This window comes from Dysgonomonas sp. 511, assembly GCF_010501105.1.
Classification (GTDB): Bacteria; Bacteroidota; Bacteroidia; order Bacteroidales; family Dysgonomonadaceae; genus Dysgonomonas.
The window spans coordinates 1-213 of sequence record NZ_QVMQ01000103.1; the positions used below are offsets into that span (position 1 = coordinate 1).

At 45.5% G+C, this 213-nt stretch carries 1 protein-coding gene; it reads left to right on the forward strand.

All coding sequences use genetic code 11. From position 1 onward, the window contains the following. A partial coding sequence (locus tag D0T57_RS15455) for a transposase (protein WP_255490640.1) occupies window positions 1-213 on the forward strand: 213 nt, incomplete at both ends.

A 213-nucleotide genomic window follows, 5' to 3' on the forward strand; every position in this document is an offset into this window, starting at 1 on the left:
GATTATCCGTAAAAAATATGCTTTACCCGGAGGGGCCGGTATTATTATGGCGGAACTTCCATCTTTACCTCTGCCAAGAAGTAATGCCGGAGCATCCTTACTGGCAAACCTGCTGATTAGTAAATACCAGGACCATCAACCTTACTATCGTCAGCTGGAGATGTTTAAACGAAGCGGAGTCCATTTAGCCGCATCGACAGTAAATGACTGGAG